The following is a 3,326-nucleotide window of genomic DNA, read 5'->3' as shown; positions in this document are numbered from 1 at the left end:
TGGTTTCATTAAAATTTGGGGCGCCAGAGTCGAGGTAATATTAATATTGTTTCTATTTCTCAATACCGTGAACTAATCAATAATTTATACGTGAGTTACCTGCCTATGGGGTTAAGTTTCGCTATTAAAGGTGGGTGTTTATTTCCTCCTTTAGTTTTGGAGTGACAGAGTCGAGGTAATATTAATATTATCGCTACTCTGGCGGTCCAAACCGTATGAGGCAAGGCTCCCTGTACCACTCTGAAGTAATGCTTAAGGATGGTGAGCGTTAGCCTTATCGTAGCATGCGTTAATTATTAGTGAATGTGAATCTGGCTTAGTTGGCCTAGTGTTTACCTTGGCTTTGGGTTAATAGGGTAGTGGTGATATTAATATTACCTCGAGTCTGGCAGTCCAAATTTTAATGAGAGAGTATTCCGTAATGTTGGTGGAAGAGGGTAGTACTTAAGATTCTTGAATAATCCCTGCTTAAAGGATTGGGTTAGTTTTCATTGCCTTTCTTAATTGTGTACTCCTGTGTTGTTGGTCTTAGCATTATTACTGTTACTTCATCATTGTTGCTTAGGTTTAGGGCTTCTATGGTTCTTCTTGGTAGGGTTATGCCGTATCTTGTTGATGATAATCTCCTTGGGGTGGCTTCATAAATGTTGTATAATCCACCCTTAATTACTATTACCTGTGCCTTATCGTCGAAGCCTAGGTATCTTGCGAAGGATGGTATTGGTATGTAGGAGTTGGTTGGCCCATATATCCTTACCCTGGTTTTCACTTCAATACCCTGGAGTATTTTGAAGGACTCTATTGACACGTTCACTTACCTGTGGGTTCCTAATAAGTTTTTCTTTATATTCATTTTTAAATGAATATTTTGCTGAATTTCAACGTGAATTTTTACTTAATTATTCATTTTATAATGAACAAACTTTATAAACCCCTGCGCCGGTAGGTAATTATGTTTGCAGTGGTAGGTAGGACTACTGGTTATTCATCAAGGAGCTTTGAGGGTAGGTATAAGGGGCAGGATGAGATTAGGGACATTCACCTAGTTAATTGGCCTAAGTTAAACAATGGCTTAATCAACTTCACCCTAAGCAACAACGCAGATGACTTAATACTCCTCTCCTTCGACATACCCGGTGGTGGGGACAGGGTGTATTCAAGGATTAAGGAAACCGCCACATGGCTCCTCTCACCAAGGGTCGATAACTCCACTTACTTAACCCCAAGCCACATGATTAAACGCATTCTACTCACTCAAATACCAGAGGAGGCTAATGTAGTGGAGTACTTCGTTAAACCCACTGACGCAAGCCAAGTTAACCTACTCCTCAGGGAGACTACGGATGCCTTAGTTAAGCAGGCTAAAACCAGGCTAATTAAATTAATGAATAGTAGGGGTAAGGCAGCCACCACTACGACTGATGCCTTAGTAACATTAGTGGAGGCTACGGTTACGTCAGCTAAGGAGTGGATTAGGAGGGGGTTTGAACCCGACTTCAACACTATTATTAACCTAGCTAAGGTCATTAATGAAACCGTTGAATTTAAGTTAAATATGACTAATCATAGGTATGGCAACATCAATAAACAGTGAAGCAATGAGGATGAAGGCGGTAAACCCAAAGAAAAACATCAAAGACGGGGAGGAGGTCAGTTATCTTTAGACTTGGCGTTAACCAGCCTGGCTCTGCCTATACAGTAGCTGCTTAGTGTAGTTGATTAGCCACTCCACGTGGGGTATGTCGATTTTAACGTAATCAACCCCATACTTACCCTCATGAAAGCCCCAGATATGTAAGTCATAGGCAATTGACCAGGCGTAGGTAATCCTGGGTTCATTAAGCTTAACGCTGAGCGTCCTGGCAGCCCTACCGAGTAAGTAAGCGAACCACCTACCCTCCTTAACGGCCTGTTGATACTCAGGGACATTGTACTCCTCAGCCAGCGCCTTTACAGCCTCTTCAACAGCCTTGTAAAGCTTCTCACTAGCCTGAACAGCGTCACCCCTGGTTAAATACTCCCTAGCCTCATTGAGGTACCTCTCAGCCAACTCAACCCTAGCCCTAGCCAATTCACCAGGATCAAGACTGGTAAACCTAATTAATGAGTAAGCCACAAGGTCCTCAAGGTCCAGGCCCAGCTCCTGGATCTTCTCGTAAATCACTCTCGAAATCTCCACTGAAACTAAACCCCCCATTAAATCAATTAAACATTAATATAGATTAATAAGTTTATTCTCTTCCTGCAGATAAATAACCTACTCAATGTTTCCCAGTACTCTTACCTAACCAATGGTCTTTAAACATTCTTAATAATCCCTGAGGATTTAAGCATTTGTAGGGTTTGGTAGAATGGGGTTGTGGGTGTTGGAATTATTGAGAAACCCTGCCTAAGCCGTCGGTGGAGGATTATGTTAACGCGAGACTGTTGGAGTCTTTGGTTGAGTCTTGGTTAGCCTTAAGATTCCTTAACGAGGGCCTTATTAGGAATGCTGCGGGAAAGGCTTTTTGGCGTGGAGCCGCACGATTTAGTCTCTCTTGGTGAGGATGAGGGTGAGGTGGCCGTGATTACGGATTCCTTAACGCTTAGAGTGATCATTGATAGGCGGAGTAATACCGTAGACTTTAACCTAAGTGGTGATGAGAAGCTAAGTGTAGTAGTTGAATATAAGAGGAGTAGTCTCTCTGCATGTATAGCAGGTGTGGTTGTTGAGAATAATCAATACAAGGTCTCAGTCATGGGTAATGACCCTAACTGCGCATTACCCACAATAGGCTCTTACATATTGAGTAAAGTATTCGGTGATCCATTAACACCGGCAGTTTTCCTTAGCACTGAGAGGGTTGCCACGCTTACCCTATACCCAAGCATCATGAGACTGGTCTTACCCCCGAATCAGCTACAGTTAATAAACCATTATTAATGGATTTCCTGAGGTGGATATTACCTGGCGAGTATAGGGAGGAGATAAGTGAATTAACCATAATGTATCAGCCACCAAACGCGATAATGGCTAAGGCTGATAAGGGTAGTATACCACCGTCACTAATCTCAACTGGAGCATACCAGGCATTTGCAATAGAGGCCATAGTTGAGCAAACTTTTCCCCAAATACATGATGAATTAAGGGAAATGAACATAATTTATACTATACTTGATGAAGAAGCTTGGAAAAGAAGTCCAAGGCATTTTTAGCTGGAAGCAGAAAGGTGAGTGAGATTAAGGTAAATAATGGAACTAAACCCATTTATGCCTATAGGGTATACGGTGATTCAATTAATGCTATTTTTAAGGGCGGTTCTATATTCTTTATAGGTCCTAAACAG

At 41.9% G+C, this 3,326-nt stretch carries 5 protein-coding genes; 3 read left to right on the top strand and 2 right to left on the bottom strand.

The window, feature by feature from the left end; translation table 11 throughout:
• Positions 1-481 precede the first annotated feature (481 nt).
• A complete protein-coding gene (locus Q0C29_RS09935; RefSeq protein ID WP_292000507.1) occupies positions 482-808 on the bottom strand; it encodes a hypothetical protein in 327 nt (108 codons plus the stop codon).
• A 144-nt stretch (positions 809-952) separates the two neighbouring features.
• Here Q0C29_RS09935 and Q0C29_RS09930 point away from each other — a divergent pair, with 144 nt between their 5' ends.
• Positions 953-1,594 carry a hypothetical protein gene (locus Q0C29_RS09930; protein ID WP_292000506.1) on the top strand — a complete coding sequence of 214 codons (642 nt, stop codon included), beginning with the start codon at positions 953-955 and terminating at the stop codon, positions 1,592-1,594.
• Between the two features lie 78 nt (positions 1,595-1,672).
• Here the strand turns inward: Q0C29_RS09930 and Q0C29_RS09925 are convergent, their stop codons facing one another.
• Positions 1,673-2,179 carry a PaREP1 family protein gene (locus tag Q0C29_RS09925; RefSeq protein WP_292000505.1) on the bottom strand — a complete coding sequence of 169 codons (507 nt, stop codon included), beginning with the start codon at positions 2,177-2,179 and terminating at the stop codon, positions 1,673-1,675.
• A 333-nt stretch (positions 2,180-2,512) separates the two neighbouring features.
• On the opposite strand from Q0C29_RS09925, the gene Q0C29_RS09915 reads away from it, so the two are divergent.
• Positions 2,513-2,923 carry a hypothetical protein gene (locus Q0C29_RS09915; protein WP_292000503.1) on the top strand — a complete coding sequence of 137 codons (411 nt, stop codon included), beginning with the start codon at positions 2,513-2,515 and terminating at the stop codon, positions 2,921-2,923.
• Positions 2,923-3,195, top strand: coding sequence for a hypothetical protein (locus Q0C29_RS09910; RefSeq protein ID WP_292000502.1), 273 nt, complete (start codon positions 2,923-2,925; stop codon positions 3,193-3,195). The genes Q0C29_RS09915 and Q0C29_RS09910 overlap by 1 nt, the downstream gene beginning before the upstream one ends.
• Positions 3,196-3,326: the final 131 nt, after the last annotated feature.

It is taken from the genome of Caldivirga sp., assembly GCF_023256255.1.
Classification (GTDB): domain Archaea; phylum Thermoproteota; class Thermoprotei; order Thermoproteales; family Thermocladiaceae; genus Caldivirga.
This window is presented reverse-complemented; position numbering and strand designations above follow the sequence as displayed.